Genomic DNA, 25,211 nt, shown 5'->3' on the forward strand with positions numbered 1-25,211 from the left:
AAAACTAAAATAAAAAAGTGATGTCAGAAAGCAGACGAAAAGAATTTTTTCCGGAAGTTACCGATGAGCAATGGAATGACTGGAAATGGCAAGTGAAAAACAGAATCGAGACTGTCGATCAATTGAAAAAATATCTCGAATTAACCCCGGAGGAAGAAGAGGGCATTCGTGAATCATTAAAGACGTTAAGAATGGCGATTACTCCTTATTATTTGAGCCTAATCGACAAGAACGATCCTTATTGTCCGATCCGTAAACAATCCGTACCTTCTGTTCTGGAACTACACAAGGCTGCTGCGGATCTGGAAGATCCCTTACACGAGGATAGTGATTCTCCCGTTCCCGGACTGACCCATCGTTACCCGGACCGGGTATTATTCCTGATCACCGACCAATGCTCCATGTATTGCCGTCACTGTACCCGCAGACGTTTTGCCGGTCAGCACGACTGCGCTTCTCCGACTGAAAGAATAGACAAGTGTATCGACTATATCGCCAGAACACCACAAGTAAGAGACGTCCTATTGTCGGGAGGAGATGCTCTCCTGGTAAGCGATGATCGTTTGGAATACATTATTAGTAAACTAAGAGCCATTCCGCACGTGGAAATTATCCGTATCGGTAGCCGTACTCCGGTCGTTTGCCCTCAACGTATTACTCCGGAATTGGTAAATATGTTAAAAAAATACCATCCGGTTTGGCTGAATACTCACTTCAATCATCCCAATGAGATTACGCAGGAATCAGCAGCAGCATGCGCTCGTTTGGCTGACGCCGGAATTCCATTAGGAAACCAAACCGTATTATTAAGAGGCATAAACGACTGTACTTACGTGATGAAAAAACTAATGCATGGTCTGGTGAAAATGCGTGTTCGTCCTTACTATATCTATCAATGCGACCTCTCCACGGGTATTGAACATTTCCGTACCCCGGTATCCAAAGGTATTGAAATCATAGAAAATTTACGCGGTCATACCTCCGGTTATGCTGTTCCGACCTTTGTTGTGGACGCTCCCGGTGGAGGAGGTAAAACTCCGGTAATGCCTAATTATGTTCTTTCTCAATCTCCGAAGCGGGTAGTATTAAGAAATTATGAAGGCGTTATCACGACCTATACGGAACCGACAGATTATCAAGAAGAGTGTCATTGTCCGGAATGTGAAAAAGCTCGCAGAGAAGGTATTGCGGCTCTTTTGCATGGAGATCAACTCTCTATTGAACCGAAAGTTCTGGCTCGTCACGAAAGAAATAAACACTAATACTATTTAAATCGACGATGATGAAGAATATTCTTCATCATCGTCGATAATAATAATAATCGCCTTGCCTTTTATTGAAGAGATATTAAAATATAACAGTATTTCTATCGTCGGGTTGGCAAAAAATGCCGGAAAGACGGAATGCTTAAACTATATTCTTAATCGAGTTAAGAATACAGGAAAGCGATTTGCCCTAACTTCCATAGGCATTGACGGAGAAGACCGGGATCAGGTTTGTCAAACTCCCAAACCGGAGATCGAATTGTATGAAGGCATGCTCTTTATCACCTCTGAAAAACACTACAGGGAAAAGAGGCTGATAGCTGAAATCATGGATGTAAGCAATCGTCAGACCTCTTTAGGCCGCCTGATCACAGCCAAAGCTGTTTCACAGGGAAAAGTATTGTTATCCGGTCCTCCGGATACGGCTTCCTTACGACACCTCATCGAAGGGATGAAACGCTTTAACGTGGATACGACGATCGTGGACGGAGCTTTATCGCGTCTCAGTCTCAGCTCTCCGGCTGTAACGGAGGCCATGATATTGGCAACGGGAGCCGCTCTTTCTTGTAATATTCCTCAATTGGTCAGGAAAACAAAGTACGTGTACGACCTCATCTGTCTGGATACTGTAAATGCAACGACTGCACGTCAATTGGCAGACATTGAAAACGGAGTCTGGTCCATAGATGAAGCGGGAATCATTCACGATTTGAATATTCCCTCTGTTTTTATGTTGGAACAACATAAAGAAGATATTTTCCGTCACGGAAACACTCTTTTCGTTGCCGGAGCAATTAGTGATAAATTATTACAGTTTCTGAGAATACAAAAGCAAATTAAAGATATAACGCTGATTATTAAAGATTTCACTCGGGTATTTGCATCCATGGAATCTTATTACGCCTTCGTGAAAAGAGGAGGACAATTGAAAGTATTGCAGAAAAGTAAGTTACTTGCCGTATGTATCAATCCCCTATCTCCCGATGGTTATTGTTTAGATCCGGAGGAGTTAAGGCTTGCTATGCAGGAAAGTCTGCAAATACCGGTATATAATGTAAAAAGAATTTGAAACGAATATGTTTTTATTAAGGAATGCCATAGAAGAAGTGAACGGATTCAGGTTTATGATCGACCAGCTGGAAATACAATCCGGTCTGGCGAAACGGGTTCTCTATGCAACTCCCTATCGGCAACACCCGGAGGAAATTATTAGTGAACTAAACCGGGTAGAACGGATGTGCTTTTACCTTCGGGACACCCAGTATGCTGACAGCTTTTCCAAGATCGGCATAAAACTGATGCAAATAAAAGACATTCGGGGTACGGTTTCCCGGCTGGAAGAACACCAGGGACTGGATGATATAGAACTATTCGAACTAAAAAACTTCTCCTTGCTGGCTACGGATATCCGTTCCTTATTAGAGGCGGCGAAAATCGATATCATTCGTATTCCTGATCTCGAACCCGTCATTGATATCCTTGATCCGGATAAGATGCGTATTCCTTACTTTTATATATACGACACTTACTCTCCCGAGCTGGCTGGTTTACGAAATGAAATAAAAAAACTGAAACAATCGGGGAAAGCAGATGAGAAACAAATAGAAAAAATATATTTCCAAAGTGTCTCGCTGGAGGATGAAATACGGGAAAAACTTTCCGGACAATTACAGAGCTTTGTTCTCTCTGTTGCGGAGGCTCTAACGGGTATTGCAACGTTGGATATCCTTATCGCCAAAGCCAAACAGTCCATCAGTATGCATCTCTGTAAGCCTGAACTTTCAGAATATACCACTTGTTACCGGGGCATTTTTAATCCCCAAGTCAAGAAAGTTTTGGAAAGTGAACAAAAAACATATCAACCGATTGATATCGAAATGGAAAAAGGAGCCTGTCTGATCACAGGAGCCAATATGGCCGGAAAAAGCGTCATTCTTAAAACCGTTGCTTTGGCCCAAACCCTTTTTCAATTCGGATTTTTCGTACCGGCTGTTCAAGCCGGGATCGCTCCGGTCGATGAAGTTCTACTATGTATCGGAGACGAACAATGTGAACTCAACGGATTATCCTCGTTTGCTTCCGAGATGCTCCGGATCAACCGAATCATCCAAGATATAAAAGCAGGTAAAAACGCCCTTATTCTCATCGACGAACTGGCACGTACGACTAATCCCACGGAGGGAAAAGCGATAGTGAATGCCGTACTCGATTTTCTCACGGAAAATAAAGTCCGTTCCCTGATTACCACTCATTATAGTGGTATCCAAGCTTCTTGCCGGAAATTAAGGGTAAAAGGATTTATTAAAGAGAAAGTAAAAGGAACATTAACCATAAATAATATAAACGAATACATTGATTACTCCTTGATAGAAGATAACGACACATCCGTTCCGCAGGAAGCGATGCGTATAGCTCGTATATTAGGAGTAGACGAGAATTTGCTGGATCGGGCAGAAAGTTATCTGCACCGGGAATAGAAAAGAAAATATTAAATTAAAATAAAGTTCGAATACGGGGAAATAAAGAGAAGAAATCAAGATCAAGGCAAGAGAGTCTTTTTTCCTCTCTCCCGGAAAACGGACATGAAATTATAACAAAAAGACTATGCAGAACAGTAAATTAGGGCTGGATTTTAACAAAGTGGCACACGCGAAAAAAGTGTCCAAGAAAATAGCCGAAGACGTACAAAAATTCGTGGAACATTACTCCACTGTTGCCGTAGAACGGACTCTCTGCCGTCTATTAGGTATCGATGGTGTGGATGCAAACACCGTCCCCCTTCCCAATGTTTTGGTAGACGAGCTCAAGGAACAAGGGGTATTGAATCAAGGTATTCTTTTCTTCCTCGGTAATTCGATTGTCGAAACAGGCATGACGCCCCAGGAAATTGCAGAGAAGGTAGCTGATGGTCAATTGGATATGACAAAACTTCCCGTCCATGCGAACGAAGAGATTCACTTGGCCTTAAAGCCTTATGTAGAAGCCAGTATCAAACGCATCAGTGATCGTCGTGCAAAGAAAGAGCACTATCTAAAAACGATAGGTGAAGGTCCGAAACCTTACCTTTATGTTATTGTTGCGACCGGAAACATTTATGAAGACGTAGTACAAGCCCAAGCAGCCGCACGTCAGGGAGCCGATATCATCGCCGTTATCCGTACGACCGGACAAAGTCTTTTGGACTACGTTCCTTACGGGGCAACGACAGAAGGCTTCGGAGGAACTTTTGCCACTCAGGAGAACTTTCGGATCATGCGGAAAGCTCTGGATGAGGTAGGCGAAGAAGTAGGCCGGTATATCCGGTTATGTAACTACTGCTCCGGATTGTGTATGCCCGAGATTGCAGCCATGGGAGCACTGGAAGGACTGGACGTGATGTTAAACGATGCCCTTTACGGTATTCTTTTCCGTGACATCAATATGCAACGTACCCTGGTCGATCAATTCATGTCACGCGTTATTAACGGTTTTGCCGGTGTTATCATCAACACGGGAGAAGACAACTATTTAACTACCGCAGATGCGATTGAACAAGCTCATACGGTATTAGCTTCCGACTTGATCAATGAGCAACTAGCACTCATTGCCGGACTTCCGGAAGAACAAATGGGCTTGGGACACGCTTTCGAAATGGATCCGATGCAGGAAAACGGTTTCTTGTTCGAGTTGGCACAAGCCCAGATGACCCGCGAAATTTTCCCGAACGCCCCGCTAAAATACATGCCTCCGACCAAATTCATGACTGGTAATATTTTCCGCGGCCATATTCAGGACGCTCTATTTAACATGATCGGTATCTGGACGTCACAGGGCATTCAGTTATTAGGAATGCCGACAGAAGCTATCCATACTCCTTTCATGTCGGACCGTTACCTCTCTATTGAAAATGCAAAATACATTTTCGGTAATATGAAAAATATCGGAGATGAGGTAGAATTTAAGACGGACGGAATTATTCAAAGCCGGGCAAAAGAGGTCTTGGATAAAGCTACCGCTCTCGTGGAAAGTATCGAGAAAGAGGGGCTATTTACCGCTCTGGAAAAGGGAATTTTTGCGGATATCAAACGTCCGAAGAACGGAGGAAAAGGATTGGATGGAGTGGTAGAAAAAGGCAAAAACTATTACAATCCGTTCATTGAGCTGATGCTCAAAAAAAATTGAAATTCGAGGACCAGATATTATTTCAAATCCCAAAGTTTCAATGAACGTGTAAATTAAATAATAACAACAAATGATCTATTGAACCAGTTCAATTTTTCATTTTCAATTTTCAATTCGTATGAGTGGTGGATTATATTCAACGGAAAAAAATGATTTTGATCAGACCTTAGATCTGAAAAAAATAAAACCATATGGCGATACAATGAACGACGGTAAAACACAATTAAGTTTTACCTTACCCGTTCCTGCCGGAGAAGAGGCCATCGAGGCCGCAAAACAACTACTGAAGAGAATGGGGTTTGAAAACCCCCAGATTGTATTCAGTAAGGAATTAACCGAAGGTTATACCTTCTTTAATTGTTACGGAAGTTGCACACACACGGTTGATTTTACGGCAATTCATGTTCCTAAAGTCGAATCTACAAAATGGGAAATGCACGAGACAGACGAGTTTATCCGTGAACACATCGGACGGCCGATCGTCGTTGTCGGGGCCAGTACCGGAACCGATGCTCATACGGTAGGTATCGATGCGATCATGAATATGAAGGGTTTCGCCGGACACTACGGTCTGGAGCGTTACGATATGATAGAGGCACACAATTTGGGGAGTCAGGTGCCCAATGAAGAGTTTATCGCCAAGGCTATCGAACTCCACGCGGATGCCTTACTGGTGTCACAAACCGTAACCCAGAAAGACGTCCATGTTAAGAATTTGACGGAATTAGTGGAAATGCTGGAAGCCGAAGGGCTCCGGGACAAAGTAATTTTAGCTTGCGGAGGCCCTCGCATATCACATGAATTAGCAAAGGAATTAGGCTACGATGCCGGTTTCGGCATGAATACTTATGCCGACGATGTGGCCTCTTTTATAGCGCAGGAACTGGATAAAAGAATGAACAACAAATAAATCCAAAATCAATATAGCTATGGATAAAGATCAAATCAGAGAAGTCATTGCCAAACGGGTTGCTCTCGAATTAAAAGACGGAGACGTGGTAAATTTAGGAATCGGATTGCCGACTCTAGTACCAAACTATTTAAAGAAAGACGTACACGTTATCTTACAATCGGAAAACGGTTTATTGGGTATGGGCCCTAAACCTGAAGCAGGTAAAGAAAATCCGGAACTAACGGATGCAGGAGGCGGTTTCATCACGGCCATCGAAGGGGCTTGCAGTTTCGATAGTGCGACCTCATTTGGTATCATCCGGGGAGGCCATGTCGATGTAACCATATTAGGAGCTTTACAAGTAGATGAAAAAGGAGATTTGGCCAACTGGATCATTCCCGGGAAAAAAGCTCCGGGCATGGGAGGAGCTATGGATTTATTAGTAGGAGCTAAAAAAGTAATTTTAGCCATGGAACATACGGCAAAAGGAGCTCCTAAAATCCTGAAAAAATGCACCTTGCCGCTGACAGCTGCCGGACAGGTAAACCTGATTATAACGGAGATGGGAGTAATTGAAGTAACCCCCAAAGGATTGGTTTTACGTGAAATCCATCCTGAATTTACGGTAGAACAAGTTCAAGCTGCCACAGAGGCTCAACTCATTATCTCCGATGATCTAAAGCCTATGGCTCAATAAGATAGTTATAAATATTCATACCGGATCATTTGTTGGATGATCCGGTATGAATACAATGACTCATTCAATTTAAAATCATTAAATCTAAAATTATAAAATGGATTTTTCATTAACCAAGCAAGAAGAATTATTTCTGCAAATGATCAGAGAATTTGCGGAAAAAGAGGTAAAACCTCTTGCGGCAGAAGTAGACGAATCAGAAAGATTCCCTATGGAAACCGTAGAAAAAATGGCTAAGTTAGGTATTATGGGTATTCCCTTCCCCGTTGAATACGGCGGAGCTGGTGGAAATAATGTTCTTTACACGATGGCTGTAGAAGAACTATCCCGTGTATGTGCGACAACAGGAGTTATCGTCTCGGCTCACACCTCTTTATGCGGTGCCCCGATCATGGAGTTCGGAACTCCCGAACAAAAGGCCAAATATCTTCCCAAGTTAGCTTCCGGCGAATGGATCGGAGCATTCGGGTTAACCGAGCCTAATGCCGGTACGGATGCCTCTGCACAACAAACAATGGCCGTGAAAGAGGGAGATCATTACGTACTGAACGGATCTAAGATTTTCATCACGAATGCCGGATACGCACACGTGTATATAGTTATGGCTATGACCGACAAGTCCAAAGGGACAAGAGGAATTACTGCCTTTATCGTGGAAAAAGATTTCCCCGGTTTTTCTATCGGTAAAAAAGAGAAAAAAATGGGTATTCGCGGATCGGCTACCTGCGAACTGATTTTCGAGAACTGTATTGTTCCGGCAGAAAATCTACTGGGACAAGAAGGTAAAGGATTCGGCATTGCCATGAAGACATTGGACGGAGGACGTATCGGTATTGCTTCTCAAGCTCTTGGTATTGCACAGGGAGCTATGGATGAAACGGTAAAATACGTGAAAGAGCGTAAGCAATTCGGTAAAGCTCTCGGACAATTCCAGAATACCCAATTCCAGTTGGCAGATCTTGAAACAAAGATTCATGCTGCACGTCTATTGGTTAGAAAGGCTGCTTTCAAAAAAGACCGGAAAGAGAACTATTCCGCAGATGCCGCAATGGCAAAACTGTTTGCTGCTGAAACAGCTATGGAAGTAACGACTAAAGCGGTACAATTCCATGGAGGATACGGTTATACCCGCGAATATCCGGTTGAAAGAATGATGAGAGACGCCAAAATCACTGAAATATATGAAGGAACTTCAGAAGTTCAGAGAATGGTCATTGCAGCTAATTTATTAAAGTAAAAAAAAGTCAACATGAAAATAGTTGTTTGCATTAAACAAGTTCCGGATACCACGGAAATTAAACTTGATCCGGTAACCGGAACCCTGATTAGAGACGGGGTTCCCAGTATCATGAATCCCGATGATAAGGGAGGTCTTGAATTTGCCCTTCAATTAAAAGATCAATATGGAGCCCATGTAACCGTTATCACGATGGGACCGCCACAAGCCGAAGCAATCCTAAGAGAGGCTTTTGCCATGGGCGTCGATCGGGCCATTTTATTAAGCGACCGTAAATTTGCCGGTGCCGATACGTTAGCGACCTCCAATACCATAGCCGGAGCCCTGAGGGCCTTGGATTACGATTTGGTAATTACCGGACGTCAGGCTATAGACGGAGACACGGCACAAGTAGGACCACAAATCGCAGAGCACTTGGACTTACCTCAGGTAACCTACGTTGAAGACCTGAAATTTGACGGAAAGAAAACTTTTACCATAAAAAAATCTACGGAGGAAGGTCATCAAATCGTAGAAGTAGATGCTCCCTGCGTATTAACGGCATTGGCATCAGGTGTAAAACCCCGCTATATGTCCGTGAGAGGTATAGTGGAAGCCTACGACCGTGAAATCGAATTATGGAATTACACGAACATCACCGTAGATGAAAAGAAAATCGGATTAAACGGATCTCCTACCCGGGTGTACAAATCATTCACAAAGGGAGTGAAAGCTGCCGGACAAATCTACGAGGTAGAGCCAATGGAAGCTGCCGATATTATTATCAATAAATTAAAAGAGAAATTTATTATCTAATAAGAATTTAGAGTCTTTCTCCAAATTCAAAATTAAAAAGTCAGATGGATAAATCACAATACAAAAATGTTTACGTCTTTGTTGAACAAAGAGAAGGCGTAATCCAAAATGTGGGTCTGGAGTTATTAGGTAAAGCCAGAGAATTGGCAGATGCTTTAAATGAAAAAGTATATGCCATATTATTAGGGCATAACTTATCTACTCAGGCCCAAGAGTGTATCGCTTACGGAGCCGATACGGTTTTACGCGTAGACGTTCCCGAATTAGAGACCTATGTAACAGAACCCTATGCTCAAGCGATCTATCAAATTGTAAGAGACAACAAACCCAGTATCGTTTTAATCGGTGCTACCACCATCGGACGGGATCTGGGTCCGCGTCTGTCAGCCCGTATAGAAACCGGTTTGACGGCAGACTGTACCGGATTGGAAATTTCAGAAGAGAGAGATTTATTGATGACTCGTCCGGCATTCGGAGGAAACCTGATGGCTACCATTATCTGTAAAGACCATCGTCCTCAAATGTCCACCGTTCGTCCGGGAGTAATGCGGATCGGTCACCGGGATACAAATCGTCAAGGAACAATCGAGGATGTTACGATCCATTTTGACAAATCCAAATTCCGCGTACGAGTAATCGAAACCGTAAAAGAGCAGAAGAACCTGATCGACATCACGGAGGCTCATATCTTGGTATCCGGAGGACGAGGAGTCGGAAACACGGAAGGATTCGACCTTTTGCGGGCCATGGCCGGTACCATAGGTGCAGAAGTATCGGCTTCCCGTGCTATGGTGGATGCCGGAGTTCTCGGACATGAACGTCAAGTAGGACAAACCGGTAAAACGGTTCGCCCGGATGTTTATTTTGCCATGGGAATCTCCGGAGCTATCCAACACTTGGCAGGAATGGAAGAAGCAGAATATATCATTGCAATCAACAAAGACAAGTATGCGCCTATTTTCAATGTAGCAGACTTGGGTATTGTAGGAGATGTACGGAAAATCGTTCCCCTACTTACCGAACGATTGAAAAAATCAGAATAAAAAAAAACCGGGAAATTTTCCCGGTTTTTTTATCCTTATCATTTACGATAGTCATAGAAACCGATTCCGGTTTTCCGACCCAGCAAATTAGCCCGAACCATCTTACGCAACAAGGGATGCGGCCGATATTTGGAGTCTCCGAATTCATGATACAATACTTCCATAATAGCCAGACAAACATCCAAACCGATCAGATCTCCTAATGCCAAAGGTCCCATCGGATGATTTGCTCCCAACTTCATCGCTTCATCGATCTCCTCTTTGGAAGCAACGCCATCGGCATAAATGCCGATACCTTCGTTAACCATCGGGATCAAAATCCGGTTTACGACAAATCCGGGAGCTTCATTCACACTCACGGGAGTTTTACCGATTTCTGCGGCAATCGTCATGATTTTATCATGTACTTCTTGAGAAGTCAACTGTCCCTTGATTACTTCAACTAATTTCATCATGGGAACGGGATTGAAAAAATGCATCCCGATAACCTTTTCCGGACGATTGGTCATCGCCGCAATTTCGGTAATCGAAAGAGAAGAGGTATTGGTTGCCAATATGGCCTCAGGTTTACAAACTGCATCCAACGTTTTAAATATCTCATTCTTGGTATTCATATCTTCAGCCACAACCTCAATCACCAAATCGGCCTCCTTACAATCTTCATAAACCATGGTATCTTTAATCTTGGCAATGATTGCCTCTTTCTGAGCAGCTTCCATCTTGCCTTTTTCCACCATTTTGGAAAGACTCTTATCAATGGCCTTATGTGCTTTTGCCAAAGAAGCCTCTGACCTCCCCTTTAACAATACATCGTGACCAGCCTGCGCAAATGTCTGGGCAATACCATTACCCATTGTACCTGTACCTACGACACAAATTTTCATATTAAACCTCCAATTCTTTTATTAATATATTATTATTTCTTTTGAAAAGTCGCTCCCCGTTTTTCTATAAAAGCTCTCATCCCCTCCTTCTGGTCTTCCGTGGAAAAACAAAGTCCAAACAGATCGTTTTCAATAGCAATACCGGTCTCTATATCCGATTCTATTCCCCGGTTTATTGCCTCCTTCGAGTATCGTACCGCCAAAGGAGCTTTTGAAGCAATCTTCTTAGCCATACTCAAACTCTCCTCCAATAACCTTTCAGGCTCAACCAGCTTATTCACCAATCCGATCCGGTAAGCCTCTTCGGCATGAATAACATCGGCCGTATAAATTAACTCTTTCGCCTTTCCGATCCCTACAATTCTGGCTAATCGTTGTGTTCCCGAAAATCCGGGAGTAATTCCCAAGCCGACTTCCGGTTGTCCGAATTTCGCCTTCGAAGAAGCGATCCGAATATCACAGGCCATCGCCAGTTCACACCCTCCTCCCAGAGCAAATCCATTCACGGCAGCTATAACCACCTTATTTAACAATTCGATTTTTCTGAAAACAGCAGCTCCCAACTCTCCGAATGCTTTGCCTTCAACGGCGTTCAAACCGCTCATCTCCGAAATATCGGCACCGGCAACAAAAGAACGTCCTTCCCCCGTCAAAATGACAACATCCGTAGCCTCATCTTCACCCAAAGCAGTAAAAACAGCATCCAACTCCTTCAACACAACAGAATTCAAAGCATTCAATGCCTCCGGATGATTGATTTTTACAAGACAAATATTCTCCTGTTTTTCGACAATTAACTTCGTATATTCCATAAATATCTTTTCTTTATCATTTATATTTTTTGAAAGAATCCTATGATTCAGTATCTTTGCCCGGATTTTTACGTATCCATATCATCAATATGGATAGGATTCAGGCAAAAATAATACTTTTATTTGGTATTTAATTCATCCTTTTCTGACAAAAAGAGAAGAGATCATAAAAAGATATGATTTATAATTTCAAGTGGATAAATGATTTAAAATATGGATATTTCAATACTCAGCATACAGGAAATTGTTAGTGCCTTTATGGTCTTATTTGCAGTAATCGATATCACGGGATCCGTTCCCATTATCATAGATATTCAAAATAAACATCATAAAATAAACGCGGCAAAAGCAGCTTTATTTTCATTCCTTATCCTTTTCAGTTTTCTCTTTGTCGGAGACGCTCTATTAGGTCTGTTCAGCGTAGACATCTCCTCTTTCGCCGTCGCGGGGGCTTTGGTCATCTTCGTGTTAGCTGTCGAAATGATCTTCGGTATAGAGATCTTTAAGAACGACGGTCCCGCCGATACGGCCACGATCGTACCTTTGGTTTTTCCTCTCATTGCCGGAGCGGGCACTCTAACTACCCTATTGGCTCTAAAAGCGGAATACCACACTGTTAATATTATTATCGCCTTGATTCTGAATATTATTGTTGTCTATTTGGTTTTAAAGAACGTTTCATTAGTAGAAAAAATATTCGGAAAAGGCGGAGTATACATCCTGAGGAAATTCTTCGGAATCATCCTGCTGGCAATTTCCGTAAAATTATTTACCAGTAACCTGACCTCATTGATCGAGACTTTAAATCCATAATAAAACAATTGGAAGAAAACAACCGTGTATCTCCTTCAAATGTAATTTATTATCTATTTACAATACCGGCTCAAATACTGTCCGACACTCGTCACCCCGAGGGTTTTGGCTTTTTTCCAATCACGGCAAGCTTCTGTCTTTTTCCCGGTTTTAAAATAAGCAATCCCCCGATTGGCATATAATGCTCCGCTTTTATCGTTCAATGACAAAGAGTAAGTATAATCCTGAATGGCTTTCTGAAATTCATTTCGCTTTAAATAACAATTTCCGCGATTCAAATAATAAGCATACGTCAGATCAAACTCTTCGCCATTTATTTTAGCGTATTTGATAGCTAAAGTATACTCTTTTATCGCCTCAACGAAATTATTCTCGTTTTGATAGACATTCCCCAAATAATAACAAATTTCATCATCTTCAATAAAAATAGTTTTTGCTTTTTTCAGGTACTCCTTTAATACTGAGATTTGATTGGTTTGAGGGCAAGCCTGGTTCAATGAAATGTAAATATCTCTCAATTTCGGGTTCAATCTGGCTGCTGCCAATAATTTGGGAACAGCTTCTTTATATTTACCATCCTTAATATCCGCATTCGCCTCATTCAATAATTCGATAGGTTTGTTTACTTCACGCACATCAACCTGACCGAAAGATCCTTTAGTTGCAACCCAAAAGAACAATAAAATTAAGCCGACTATTTTCATATTTCAGTAATTGATATAGTTTATAATTGACATTTCGATGTCAAAAATAAAAAAAACAATTGTTAATAAAAACTCTTGTGCTCAAAAAATATAGAAAATATATAAAATTAACCCGTTCTGTTTTCTCAAAAAAAAGAGGATGACTTGAGTCATCCTCCTTTCTTACAAACCTACCTATCATTAGAAAGAAACCATTAACCGCAATTGCAGCTGGTGGAAATTTTTATCATTGGGAAAATAAACATTATCCAAATTAGCATATTGGTACTCTCCCATCACTTTAACATATTGATTGAATGAGTAATTCAACCCCAAAGTAACGGCATGCATTCTACCTCCACCGATACTGGTTGAAACCACCGGATAATCTTTTATCTCTCCATTCGGATAGAACTTATGATTACCGATCAAGAATACATCGCCTTTATTGATATCATTCAAATTCGTGTAGCTATAACGAGCAACCACTTCAAGTCCGCCTTTATCGTTCATTCCTCCCAACAAAGCGTATTCGTCATCGTAGGTATAAGCCTTACCGCACAACAAATAACCTAACTCAACATAAGCAGCATCAAACTTGGAAGCACGAATCGGGTTTCCATTCTGCCAAGATTCCAGCGTTTGCCAGCTTTGCTGACCACCCAATTGATTTTCGAATAACGTCAAATCATCCCGGTCTTTCCAGATTTTTTTGAAAATATATTCTCCGCGGAAGAAGAAACGATCTGTTCTGAACAATAATTCAGGATTTACATTCAACGTGTTCTTTGCCCAAGCAACATCAGCATTCAGGAAACGGGTGGTAGCATCCACATAGGTCTGCATATTAGCCTCGATTTCCAGGTTAGTCTTAAACACGTTATCATTAATGACTTCACCGCTGTTGATCCTTCCGTAGCGCATACCGATACCGAATTGCAAGGTCATATCGCTATTATTGATCGGTTTGTATAACCAACGGCCACTCAAACTGAATCCTTGGAATCCGGCAATCTGATCGTTGTATTTGTTTTCAGCAAAAAAACCTTGATCGGCAAAAAAGCTTTTATCAAAATACTTGTAAGTAACCCCCAAGGCACGTCCTGGAGACAACGCATTTACTCCGGCAGGACGAGAAATAAAGTGATAATTATACAAACTGGTATTCAAACTCATCGTGGAAGGTTCATTATAATAACCGGCTTTCACGCTGTGAATACCATTCACAGACTCTTTAAAGTTATACCTCACAAAAATATTTTTCTGTTTAAAAGTTCCCTTGGAGAAATCGAAATCAGCATAGAAATAGAGATTTTTCCACGTCAAAGAGGTACGAATACGGGCATCGGTAATTGCAGCTCCCGATTTCATAGGAGTAAATTCCGTATGGTAATAAGCGAAATCAGCAAAAAGACGACCTCCAGCCGTAAGTTTAAGCCCATTTTCCTTATTAATATATTTCAACAAAGGCTCTACATCCTGATCCTGAGCTTTTATCACGTTAGAAGACAGCATGGCAGCTACTAACACAAGAGGGAATAATATATATTTCTTCATTTGTATATGCAATTAAATGTGATTATTTTTCGTAACCCAACTCTTCCAGTAATTGACGTGCATCCGGTACAGTTTGAGGAGCATCTTTACTTCTCCAATTAAAATTAATCATGTATTGAAGAGACATATCCGAGTGGTTGGTGAACAATGCATCCAGATAAGGAGCTTTAAACATGGCTCCACCCTCTACACCGTAATTATACTGGCCAAAATATTTAGCCATCTGGTCGTAAGTATCAAAAGTATACGGATGGTTTTTCATTTTTGCCCGGTGAATCAAATGATTCTGCCAAGGTTTGTTCAATTCCGGATAATCATTGGGAGCTCCGCCGATACACGGTCCGATGAAATGAGCCTTATATTGTACACCCAAATTAATGAACGAAGCGTATCCAGTAGGATCGTCATAAGTCAAATCCGTAGCGCCACTTCCCAACCACAACAAGAAACACATCGGAACTTTTCCTTCAAATACTTTACTTACCTGTACCAAACTTTGCAAAGAGAAAGTTTGAAGAACCACCTTACCGTTTGTATTACCTACATTCACTTTATGATCCTTGTAAAAAGGCTCGTTTTCGTTTGCAGGCTCGGTAATAATATTCATATGCAATTCCGATAACTCGTCATATACCATTTGTTCAAATCCAGCCGGATTCAACCACGGCTCCTTAAATTCGATATAGATACCCGGAATATTTCCGCTAAGTGCACTTCCGTCAGCTTTTGTATCTATCACATACTCAAAATCATATTTAACAATCTTATCGACCGTAACAAAGTTAATGGGATTGGTAATAGTCTTGTTCGTGGCCGTCATTCCGGTTACGACACGTTCTCCTTCCGGATTCTTCCAAAGTCCAAAAGGATCCGTCTCTCCTGCTTTATATCTTTTCAAGCGATATCCTTTTGAATACATCACCAAATCTTCCAAAGTAGAAATATACTGATGCTGTTCCACGAATCCGGCACGAGCTTGCTCCAAACTGCTCTCGTTAAACCATCTTCCGGCATCCAAATGCATCAACTCGTAATAGGTATAAGAAGAAGGATAATTGGGAACAAAATTTTTCGTGTCCACAAGCAGTAAACTATCGATTTGCTCGGCAGTATATCCCAATTTCTCGTAGTACTCCTTCCTTAGTGCCGTGGGAAGTGTTTCTCCGAAAACATCCGCGATATTAGTGGTACGCTTTAAATCCGTATCGTGCAAAGCCAATACCACACCATCTTTCGATACCTGCATGTCGCATTCCAAATAATCGGCTCCAATCTCCCTCGCCCAACGATAAGCAGCTTCCGTCTCTTCCGGTGTCCAAAACGTAGAACCTCTGTGAGCCATCACGGCATATTCCGGAACGTAATCCCGAACTTTTTGCATCTCTTCAGACAAAGTCGCCACGTGTACGCGGTCGACATCAACTGTCACATCATTAAATTTTTGATCTTCACACGACATCACGGAGGCTACTAACCCGCATGCCCATGCGACATGAAATAGTCTTTTAATCATAATTTCGATTTTTAGGAATGTTAATGATTATTTTTAACAAGATATTGTTCCTCTTTATATGTAAATCCGATAAACAGGAATGCTAATGCACAAGCCAAGAGTAAGACAATGAAGTTCCAATTCCAACCGAAATGTTGAACGACATATCCTAAACCGATATTAGCCAATAAGGCCGTTCCGAAGAAGTAACCGAAAAATCCGGTTAACCCGGCCGATGTTCCGGCAGCCTTTTTAGGTGCCAGATCCAACGCGTGCACCCCAATAAGCATGACAGGACCATAGATCAAGAATCCTATGGCAATCAAACAAATACTGATAGCCATCGGAGTTCTGGCAAATTGCCAATAAACAAAGATGAACACAGCCACCAATGCCATATAAATCATAGTGGTCAAAGCACGACGTCCTTTAAACACCCGGTCACTCAACCAACCGCAAACAATCGTACCGGGAATAGCTGCAAACTCATAAGCAAAATAAGCCCACCCGATACTCTCTATATTAAAATCCCGGGCCTCTTTCAAATAGGTCGGAGCCCAATCCAAGACACCATAACGTACCAAATAAATAAAAGCATTAGCAATGGCGATAAACCACAACGTTTTGTTATTCAATACATATTTGAAAAAGATCTCCTTCGTTGTCAACTCCTCCTCCGATTTGGCACTGTAATTCTTCGGATAGTCGTTCCGATACTCTTCTATAGGAGGTAAACCGCAGGACTGCGGAGTATCCCGGATCAACAGGAAGCTGATCACGACAACAAAAAGAGCAACGACCGCCGGAAACCAAAAAGTACCGGCTTGCCAAGAACCGAACCAAACCATACCGACAGCAGCCATAGGACCGATTGCAGCTCCACCCACGTTATGGGCACAGTTCCAGATAGACATTTTAGTTCCCCGCTCGTTCTGAGAAAACCAATGGGTCATCACTCGTCCGCTGGGAGGCCATCCCATTCCCTGGAACCATCCGATCAGGAATTGCAATATAAACATCGACACGATGGAAGAAATTCCTAAACCCGTTCCCAAAATAATTGTCACCAAAGCTGAAAGGAGTAACCCCAACGGCAAAAATTTCCGGGCGCTGCTACGATCGGAAACACCCCCCATTAAAAACTTGGAAAGACCATACGCGATAGCATTGGCCGAAATGGCAACGCCCAAAAGTCCTTTGTCGAATCCCATCTCCACAAGATATGGCATTGCAAGTGCAAAATTCTTTCTAACAAGATAATAACCAGCGTATCCGATAAAGATACCAATGAAAACCTGCCAACGTAATCGATTGTACGTCGGAGCTATTTCTTCCTTTGGAAGCAAGGGCTTATGAGGCTCCGGTTTCAAAAAACTCCACATGTGATTAGATTTTAATTATTTACAATTAATTTATTTCTACCTGTCATTCTACTCCGTCCCAGAGAGTAAAAATTCATCTGTTTCTTCCAATCTTCGAACGAATCATCTGATATCGTATGATTTATTGTATACCGATCCCCGTTTATTTCCGAAACCGGTAGAAAAAATTGTCCTGCAAACACAGTTCCTAATTCAACGTAAAACGAAAATCCATCCCTCCTGCTTTCTCGGTTCATAACTCTCGTGTTTATATTTACAATAACAGATAAATTCAATTTCAGAATGAACTCATACGAAATCGTTTGCTTGCAAATTCGAAACAATTTAATTTCAATTCGCACCAAAAATAGAGAATAACATTTTTAAATCAAAATAAAATTCAACAAAATTTAGATTAAAATTTCGTTTTAACATTTTATATTTACGAAATAAAACATTTCCTCTTTCAAAAATACGACAAGCGTGCTATTCCAGAACGCTTGCCAATATTGATATTGGATGCTCACAACGTTTCGTTGTAGACATTTCAATCTGCCATTTACATGTTTCACAATCGGTAACAACGTAATCGATATCGCAAGACTCTATTTGCCTAAATAACGAATTACCAATATCTTGTGATGTTTTATAATTTTCTTTTTTGAAACCATAAGTTCCTGCAATACCGCAACACTGTGAATCCAATACGATTAACTCTATATTGGGGATCAATTTCAATAGTTCGATCGAATAATAAGACCAACCTAACTTTTCCATATGACAAGGCGTATGATAAGCAACCCTTAATTTCTCTCCTTTTTTAAAATTCAACTTAACTTCCCGTTGACTTAACAATCGATATATATAACGCGTTGCCAATTCCACTTGATCCCGAACATCCGAATTCTCGATATCCAGCAAATGCGGATATTCATCACGAATAGTAAATGTACAGGTTGAAGAAGTAGCAATTACCGGCATTTTTTTCTCTATCACAGACTCACGTATGGACTTGATATTTGTTTTCGCCTGCTTTTGGGCTTGTTTAATAAAACCATTGGAGATCAAAGCAACACCACAACATTTTTCTTTTTTCAATAATTGTACGCCAATTCCAAAAGCATTCATGACCTTAATCAAATCCTTTCCCAACTGCGGATTATTATAATTCACGTAACAACCGTGAAAATAACTTACTTGTTCCGGATAAGCTGCTTGTTTTTCCGCTTGCTTCTTATACCAACTTTCAAAAGTACCAAAAGCGTACTTGGGGAATGAACGCCTATGATCGATTTTCATGACACCGTCCAAAACCGCTTTTACAGGTTTCATTCCCAATGTCACATTCACAATCGGAGCCAGAGGAGTCGACAAACTACCGATTAAATCCGTATTAGCTAATATAAAGTCACGAAGTTTCGGTTTTTTCTCGCTATATTTGATACGGGCTGCTTGAATAATATCCCCTATTTTCACATTAGAAGGGCAAGCCACCTCACATCTTTTGCAATTGATGCAATATTTCAGTGCTTCATCATAAAAATTAAACTTTTTCAAACGCAATCGTTCCTCGTCGGGACCGGCCTGCTTCGGGCCGGGAAAATCCGGATTTACCGCTGCGACAGGACAATATACCGTACAAATCGTGCATTTGATACATTGTTCAAAATTATTATCACTTACATTATGTTGTTGAAGATTCATGACATCCATTTTATTTGCTTAAAATTCGCTCTGCTACATACAACGAGCTCAAAATAGAGACTCCGGCACCACACCCTTCCTTCATCGCATTATAACCTTCCAATACCGCCCCCGCTACATATAGATTATCCAAAGGCTCTCCTCGATACATACCCTGGAGTTCGGTATTCGTTTTTACGCCAAAAGATTGATAAGGTTGCACCTCGAATACATTACGACGATACCACTGCTCCCGATCTTGCACATAGGAGACATCCAAATCGAAAATAGGTTCATATATCCGGTCCGGCTCTGCGATCAGCCCCTGGCTGAAATAACTCCCCGTCGCCAATACTACCTGCTGCCCCGCGAAGGGAATATCTCCATGATTGGAAGAGTAGAGACGAGTGATCCGGTTTCCTTCCCTATCCGCCCCCAACACCGTATCTCCCAGCATATAAACTCCCCCCGCCTGGTGAAAACTTCGACACAACTGCTGTTGTGCCCGAATCCCAGGTACGGAAGGCGGAAGCGTGGATATCAAACGAACAGGCTTTTTTATTTCATTTTGCACGTATTCCAGTACATGATCTCGCCCTAAACCAAGAATTGCCGGTAAAACAACCGCTTCGCTATCGGCACTCTTTTCCCGAAGTATACGAATCAATTCGTTCAAATTTTCCGAATGGTCAAATACGCGGGCAATATTCACGGAACGCATCTCCGTCGGATTCTTCCGCAAATTCTCCAGAGCGGGAAAATGAACGAGATGAACACTACACTCCGTCCCCATCTCACGAAATTCATCCACAATGAATTGCGTGTAAAAATCCAAGAATCCGGTAATATTAAAAATAGCTATTTTTTTCCAGGGCAGCCGATCTCTTTCCGTTGATATCAATTGCTCTTTTAAAGTAAGCCAAGTGGGTTTCATCGTGCCCATAGGAGTGATCCGGTAATGGTTCTCCCGTTCACTTCCGAAAACCGGCACGCCGGCATCTTCAAGAAATGATTTGGCCTCTACCGTCAAGGTTGAAAATTTTTCAGCCCCCAATTTTGCATAAGGATGATCCGGAGCTTGCACAATCAACTCCTTTACCGCCTCCAAAGGATGATTCACCCCGGTTCCATCGGGCAAAGCATTCAGCAAATCAAAAGAACCGGAAGAAAAATGCAGGGCACTTTGGCCCGAAGATATAATAACGCAACGTTGTCCTTTTTTTGACAAATAAATACCGCAGATCAATCCGGACAAGCCGCCACCGATAATAATCGTATCAAATTTCATATTACTCTTCTTATTTTTGAGACCCTGTTAAACCACATACACTTTCATAAACCCAAGACGTGTACTCACTTTCGCGCAAAGTATCTCCCCAGGCAATCGGCGCCATCCCTTTCCATCTCTCATTCAGGAAAGAAGAGAGATCTTCTTTTGCTCTCTTCGTACAAGATTTATGCAGATCACTCATCAGTCCAGCGGCACGACAAGCACAAAGTTCTCCCTGACAAGTACCCATGCCGACACGCGTTCTCCGTCTTAAATCGATCAAGTTATTCACATCCAACTCATTCAACGCGTACTTTACCTCACCCACAGAAACCTCCTCACATTCACAGACCAAACTGTTATCCAAAAAGGTATTCTCGGAAAACTTCCCGGCCATATCACCATGCCGGGAAATCGTAGCATTCCGCTGAGTCAGGGGTATGGAAAGAATCTTTTTACTAATTTCTTCTATATTCTCCCGGGAACCGGGCAATTTTTCCGTGGCCGTGGTACAAACAGCCGAAACATTCAATTTTTTACAAACCAAATCACTCGTCCATTCAGCCATCAATCGATAGGTCATCAATTTACCTCCCGTAATCGTGATAAATCCTTCCAATCCATCCCGGACGGCATGGTCCAATAACACGATACCCCGGCTTACACTCCGTCCGCTGGGATCATTATCCGACGCTACCAAGGGACGAACCCCCGCGTAAGCCCGAAGAATTCGGGTCTGGGCCAGGATAGGCGACAACTTCTCCCCTTCTCTCAGCAATAAATCGACTTCTCCCGACGTAACACACATATGATCGATCTCTTCGAAAGGCACCTTGCTCGAGGTCGTTCCAATCAGACAAATAGTGTCCCCCGGCACAAGAATATCCGCATCCGCCGGTTTCCGGCATCTATTCAAAACGATATTGTTCACCCGGTGCCCGAAAATCAACAAAGCGCCTTTTGAAGGCAACATATTAATATTAATTCCCGCCAACCGGGCAATATTATGTCCCCAAATTCCTCCCGCGTTAACAACCACCGAAGCATAATACTTCCTCTCCTCTTTCGTCTTGTGATCCAACACCTTTACCCCGACAATACGGTCCTGTTCCCGTAAAAGTTCCGTCACCTCGTGATATGTCAACACCTTAGCCCCGTGATTTTTTGCATCCATTATATTGGAAGCAGTCAAACGGAACGGATCTACGGCACCATCCGGAACACGAACAGCTCCGATAATATCCGGATTAGCCGCCGGTTCCAACCGCAAAGCTTCTTTCGGATCAATAACATCCGCCCGAATTCCGGCTTGGCGACAAGCCTCTACGAACTTGGCCTGATAGGCGATATCATCCTCCGGCAAACTAAGGAACAGACCATCCGTCTCCTCTACACAATGACTGGCTATTTTGCGCAGAATCATATTTTCCTTAATACACTCTTCCGCCGACTCTTTATCCGTCACGGCATAACGAGCCCCACTATGCAATAATCCATGATTCCTACCCGTAGCTCCCGTTGAGATATCGAACCGCTCAACCAACAACACCCGCAATCCCCTCCGGGAACAATCCCTTGCCGTCCCTGCTCCGGTAGCTCCCCCACCGATAATAATGACATCAAATGGCTTTGTAGTATCCTGTTTCATATACAGAAATTTTTAGTTTTGTTACAAAGAAACAAACAAAACGAAATAATTCAAAACAAAAACGCAATTATTTTCACTTAATTCGAAACAAAACGAAACAATAAATCAAAATAAATGTTTCTAATCACAACAAGATGTCATTCCCAAAGCAGATTTATTTACGGTACAAAGATCTTTTTCTTTTAGGAATATTCGATGTATCCAGCCCCCTGTTTAAACCAAAATATAATTCGCAGCTGTTTTTTCAAATTGCTCTATTTGTGATTTTTCCCAAGCCTTATCATATCCCAACTCCTTTGCGACAATTTCAGCGACTTTCGGGGCTACCGCAACCGCAACCCGGGCATCGAGAAACAACAACCGAACCCTTCTGGCCAGAACATCCTCCACATTTCTGGCCATCTCTTCCCTGACAGCCCATACCACTTCCGCTACCGTATAATCGTATTTAGGGCTTAACTTCTCTTTCATTGCCGGATCGCTATCCATCAATTCCTTTATCGCATCCACATCAGACCCATAGACATATAAATGATCCGAAAGATCCGGTTTCAAATGATAACCGTGAATATGATACGTTTTTGTCATGCATTTCCGATCCTCCAGTAGTTGCATTTTTATAGCCTGATCTACGGTATCTTCTGCCATTCGCCGATAAGTCGTCCATTTTCCTCCCGTAATAGTAATCAGATTATTCGGAGAAACGATAATTTTATGGCTACGCGAAATCTCTTTCGTACTCTTCCCCTCTTTTTTAGGAGCAGCTAAAGGACGTAAACCCGCAAAAGCGGATAACACATCCTTACGGGTAGGCTTACGTGTCATATACTTCCCCGCGGTATTCAATATGAATTCAATCTCTTTCTCCAAAGGCTTGGGTTCAAATTCCGGTTTTTCCCGCAATGTATCCGTTGTCCCGACAACAACCTTATCGTGCCACGGTACGGCAAAAAGTACCCGACCGTCATCCGTTTTCGGAATCATAATCGCGTAATCGCTTTGCAGAAACGATTTATCCAAAACCAAATGAACTCCCTGACTGGGACGCACCATATGCTCTCCCGTGGGAGTATCCATTTGCATAATATCATCCACAAATACACCTGCCGCATTAATAACAACTTTCGCTTGCACCTTATAAGACTTTTCGGTTTCCATATCCATCACTTCAACACCTTTCACTTTCCCTTCCGTACTATGGATCAACCCCGTAACCTTCATATGATTTATGGGACATCCTCCGTTATCTATACAAGACTGTACTAAATTAACAGCCAGACGGGAATCATCAAATTGTCCGTCGTGATATATAACACCTCCCTTTAATCCCTTTTCACGGAGTACAGGAATATGTTTTAAAGATTTTGATTTGGATACATACAAAGAACGCCCTAATCCCAAACGTCCTGCTAAAAGATCGTACAAGGTCAAACCGACCGTATACAGAATATTATCCCAATACCTATAATTAGGAATCAAAAAAGATTGATTCTTCACCAAATGCGGTGCATTCTTCTTCAATAGCCCGCGTTCATAAAGAGCTTCCAGCACAAGCCCTACATCCCCTTGAGCCAAATACCGTACACCACCGTGAACTAACTTCGTACTCCTGCTGGAGGTACATTTCGCAAAATCATCATATTCAAATAAAGCGACACTAAATCCTCTAAGTACCGCATCGACAGCAACCCCAAGTCCTGTTGCTCCACCCCCTATGACTACAACATCCCAGGTCTTAGATGTATCTGTAATTTCCCCGATTAAATCATTACGTTTCATCTGTTTATAATTTATATCCATACCATGTGATGCTCGTCAATAAACCACGGACATCTAAGTTAACATACGAAATAATATAATAAAAGTTCTCTTTTTTTAAAGGAGCTTCATCCGGCCTTCAAAATAAATTATTAACTTCGTCCAACTTAATTTATAAGTCTCAGGTGTATATATCATTACAATAGACGACATTTATAACTAAAAAGGGATGAAAACATTATCCGTAAAGGAAAGGCATAATTATATTCTGGAAGCTTTACGTCAACAAGGCTCCATTTCCGTTGTAGACTTGGCCAATCAATTAAAGGTCTCTTCCGTCACCATACGAAAAGATTTAACATTATTAGAGGAAAAAAAGATGCTGTACCGTACTCACGGTAGTGCCATCCTTATCAACCCGTATATTAACGACCGGCATGTTAGCGAAAAAGAAAAATTCTACACGGAAGAAAAACGTTTGATAGGAATAAGTGCCGCCCAACTGATTACCCCTAATGATTCTATCTTAATTGCATCAGGAACGACCATGCATGCCCTCGCCAGACAAATTCAGGCACAAGGGCATCTCACCGTGATAACCGCAGCAATAAACGTAACCAATATACTGGCTCGTAATCCGAACATCGATATCATTCAATTAGGAGGTTTCGTTCGAAACAGCGCACTCTCTGTTGTAGGGAATTATGCCGAGAATATGCTTGAATATTTTTCATGCAGCAAATTATTCATGGGCGTCGACGGAATTGATCTGGAGTACGGATTGACTACCACCAATATGATGGAAGCCAATTTAAACCGAGTGATGATGAAAGCTTCACAGAAAACAATCGTATTGGCAGATTCTTCTAAATTCGGTCGACGGGGTTTTAGTAAAATCTGTGACCTGGATGCCATTGATCATATTATCACGGATAATAATATTCCCTCTAAAATTTTAAACGCTTTGCAAGAAAGAGGAATCGAAGTGACGGTAACCGACACCCATTCGTCCAACATATAACACAAGCCCATTTCGTTCCAATGGATTGGATCATAAATTTAATCCCATTGTTTTAAACGCAATATATTCAAAATATATCGTGGGAGATAATCGTATGCAATATTTTATTATTTTTACACCAAACAAATTATTTAAACAA

General features: G+C 41.8%; 21 protein-coding genes. 11 read left to right on the plus strand and 10 right to left on the minus strand.

The window, feature by feature from the left end:
* Positions 1 to 20 precede the first annotated feature (20 nt).
* The 9 genes from ablA to QZR76_RS06995 all read left to right on the plus strand — a co-directional run bounded on the left by ablA (position 21) and on the right by QZR76_RS06995 (position 10,090).
* Positions 21 to 1,262, plus strand: a complete 1,242-nt coding sequence (gene ablA, locus QZR76_RS06955) for a lysine 2,3-aminomutase (RefSeq protein ID WP_294141663.1) — start codon at positions 21 to 23, stop codon at positions 1,260 to 1,262.
* Between the two features lie 64 nt (positions 1,263 to 1,326).
* The gene (locus QZR76_RS06960) at positions 1,327 to 2,334 is read left to right on the plus strand and encodes a hypothetical protein (RefSeq protein ID WP_294141665.1); all 1,008 of its coding nucleotides are present in this window, start codon (positions 1,327 to 1,329) and stop codon (positions 2,332 to 2,334) included.
* Positions 2,335 to 2,341: 7 nt separating this feature from the next.
* Positions 2,342 to 3,742 (plus strand): DNA mismatch repair protein MutS, encoded by a 1,401-nt coding sequence (locus QZR76_RS06965; protein ID WP_294141666.1) that lies wholly within the window; start codon positions 2,342 to 2,344, stop codon positions 3,740 to 3,742.
* A gap of 127 nt (positions 3,743 to 3,869) precedes the next feature.
* Entirely contained in the window at positions 3,870 to 5,426 is a 1,557-nt protein-coding gene (locus QZR76_RS06970; protein ID WP_294141667.1) for a lysine 5,6-aminomutase subunit alpha, read from the plus strand.
* Between the two features lie 118 nt (positions 5,427 to 5,544).
* Positions 5,545 to 6,336 carry an OAM dimerization domain-containing protein gene (locus tag QZR76_RS06975; RefSeq protein ID WP_294141668.1) on the plus strand — a complete coding sequence of 264 codons (792 nt, stop codon included), beginning with the start codon at positions 5,545 to 5,547 and terminating at the stop codon, positions 6,334 to 6,336.
* A 19-nt stretch (positions 6,337 to 6,355) separates the two neighbouring features.
* Complete coding sequence (locus tag QZR76_RS06980; protein ID WP_294141669.1) at positions 6,356 to 7,015, plus strand: 3-oxoacid CoA-transferase subunit B; 660 nt, start codon at positions 6,356 to 6,358, stop codon at positions 7,013 to 7,015.
* Positions 7,016 to 7,112: 97 nt separating this feature from the next.
* Entirely contained in the window at positions 7,113 to 8,252 is a 1,140-nt protein-coding gene (locus QZR76_RS06985; RefSeq protein ID WP_294141671.1) for an acyl-CoA dehydrogenase, read from the plus strand.
* A gap of 12 nt (positions 8,253 to 8,264) precedes the next feature.
* Positions 8,265 to 9,047 carry an electron transfer flavoprotein subunit beta/FixA family protein gene (locus tag QZR76_RS06990; RefSeq protein ID WP_294141674.1) on the plus strand — a complete coding sequence of 261 codons (783 nt, stop codon included), beginning with the start codon at positions 8,265 to 8,267 and terminating at the stop codon, positions 9,045 to 9,047.
* 44 nt (positions 9,048 to 9,091) lie between these two features.
* Complete coding sequence (locus tag QZR76_RS06995; RefSeq protein WP_294141676.1) at positions 9,092 to 10,090, plus strand: electron transfer flavoprotein subunit alpha/FixB family protein; 999 nt, start codon at positions 9,092 to 9,094, stop codon at positions 10,088 to 10,090.
* A 38-nt stretch (positions 10,091 to 10,128) separates the two neighbouring features.
* On the opposite strand, the gene QZR76_RS07000 is transcribed toward QZR76_RS06995, so the two are convergent.
* Entirely contained in the window at positions 10,129 to 10,974 is an 846-nt protein-coding gene (locus tag QZR76_RS07000; protein ID WP_294141677.1) for a 3-hydroxybutyryl-CoA dehydrogenase, read from the minus strand.
* A 32-nt stretch (positions 10,975 to 11,006) separates the two neighbouring features.
* Positions 11,007 to 11,786 (minus strand): short-chain-enoyl-CoA hydratase, encoded by a 780-nt coding sequence (locus tag QZR76_RS07005; RefSeq protein ID WP_294141679.1) that lies wholly within the window; start codon positions 11,784 to 11,786, stop codon positions 11,007 to 11,009.
* Between the two features lie 213 nt (positions 11,787 to 11,999).
* Between QZR76_RS07005 and QZR76_RS07010 the strand changes: the two genes are divergently transcribed.
* Positions 12,000 to 12,599, plus strand: coding sequence for a MarC family protein (locus tag QZR76_RS07010; protein ID WP_294141681.1), 600 nt, complete (start codon positions 12,000 to 12,002; stop codon positions 12,597 to 12,599).
* A 53-nt stretch (positions 12,600 to 12,652) separates the two neighbouring features.
* Here QZR76_RS07010 and QZR76_RS07015 read toward each other — a convergent pair whose 3' ends face one another.
* From QZR76_RS07015 to QZR76_RS07050, 8 genes are all read right to left on the minus strand, one after another.
* Entirely contained in the window at positions 12,653 to 13,303 is a 651-nt protein-coding gene (locus QZR76_RS07015) for a tetratricopeptide repeat protein (RefSeq protein WP_294141683.1), read from the minus strand.
* A gap of 180 nt (positions 13,304 to 13,483) precedes the next feature.
* A complete protein-coding gene (locus tag QZR76_RS07020; RefSeq protein WP_294141686.1) occupies positions 13,484 to 14,839 on the minus strand; it encodes a porin in 1,356 nt (451 codons plus the stop codon).
* Positions 14,840 to 14,861: 22 nt separating this feature from the next.
* Positions 14,862 to 16,352: a glycerophosphodiester phosphodiesterase family protein gene (locus QZR76_RS07025; protein WP_294141688.1), complete on the minus strand. Its 1,491-nt coding sequence runs from the start codon at positions 16,350 to 16,352 to the stop codon at positions 14,862 to 14,864.
* 20 nt (positions 16,353 to 16,372) lie between these two features.
* A complete protein-coding gene (gene glpT, locus QZR76_RS07030) occupies positions 16,373 to 17,713 on the minus strand; it encodes a glycerol-3-phosphate transporter (protein ID WP_294141689.1) in 1,341 nt (446 codons plus the stop codon).
* Between the two features lie 465 nt (positions 17,714 to 18,178).
* A complete protein-coding gene (gene glpC / locus QZR76_RS07035) occupies positions 18,179 to 19,396 on the minus strand; it encodes an anaerobic glycerol-3-phosphate dehydrogenase subunit GlpC (RefSeq protein ID WP_294141690.1) in 1,218 nt (405 codons plus the stop codon).
* 10 nt (positions 19,397 to 19,406) lie between these two features.
* Positions 19,407 to 20,663, minus strand: a complete 1,257-nt coding sequence (gene glpB / locus QZR76_RS07040; RefSeq protein ID WP_294141693.1) for a glycerol-3-phosphate dehydrogenase subunit GlpB — start codon at positions 20,661 to 20,663, stop codon at positions 19,407 to 19,409.
* A gap of 10 nt (positions 20,664 to 20,673) precedes the next feature.
* Positions 20,674 to 22,293, minus strand: coding sequence for an anaerobic glycerol-3-phosphate dehydrogenase subunit A (gene glpA / locus QZR76_RS07045; RefSeq protein ID WP_294141695.1), 1,620 nt, complete (start codon positions 22,291 to 22,293; stop codon positions 20,674 to 20,676).
* A gap of 213 nt (positions 22,294 to 22,506) precedes the next feature.
* The gene (locus QZR76_RS07050; protein WP_294141697.1) at positions 22,507 to 24,072 is read right to left on the minus strand and encodes a glycerol-3-phosphate dehydrogenase/oxidase; all 1,566 of its coding nucleotides are present in this window, start codon (positions 24,070 to 24,072) and stop codon (positions 22,507 to 22,509) included.
* Positions 24,073 to 24,280: 208 nt separating this feature from the next.
* Here QZR76_RS07050 and QZR76_RS07055 point away from each other — a divergent pair, with 208 nt between their 5' ends.
* A complete protein-coding gene (locus QZR76_RS07055; protein WP_294141699.1) occupies positions 24,281 to 25,072 on the plus strand; it encodes a DeoR/GlpR family DNA-binding transcription regulator in 792 nt (263 codons plus the stop codon).
* Positions 25,073 to 25,211 lie beyond the last annotated feature (139 nt).

The organism is uncultured Sanguibacteroides sp. (assembly GCF_900543425.1).
Classification (GTDB): domain Bacteria; phylum Bacteroidota; class Bacteroidia; order Bacteroidales; family Marinifilaceae; genus Gabonibacter.